Raw genomic sequence first — 285 nt, forward strand, 5'->3', positions numbered from 1 at the left:
TTCCAGGCGCAGCTCGGCGCGTTCACGCCAGCCGGTGATCTTCTGGCCTTTGCTGTCGTAAACGGGGTAGCTGTTGCGGCTGCCCTGGCTGATCTTCACATCCTTGACCTGGCGCGACTGCTGCACGGCCTTGTTCATGGTTTCGGTGATCTGCTTGGCGAGCTTGCCGGGGTCGCTGTTCTGCGCTTCGCTATACAAGGTCACGACCATCAGGTCGCGCGCCACTTCCTTGCTGACCTCGGCGCGCAGCGATACCTGGTTGTAGCGCGGTTCATCGGCCGCCAG

1 protein-coding gene is annotated in these 285 nt (G+C 62.5%); it reads right to left on the reverse strand.

What is annotated here, in order from left to right; all coding sequences use genetic code 11:
* A partial coding sequence (locus tag GYA94_RS26815) for an SIMPL domain-containing protein (RefSeq protein ID WP_161893469.1) occupies positions 1 to 285 on the reverse strand: 285 nt, incomplete at both ends.

Source organism: Pseudomonas juntendi, from assembly GCF_009932375.1.
GTDB lineage: Bacteria > Pseudomonadota > Gammaproteobacteria > Pseudomonadales > Pseudomonadaceae > Aquipseudomonas > Aquipseudomonas juntendi.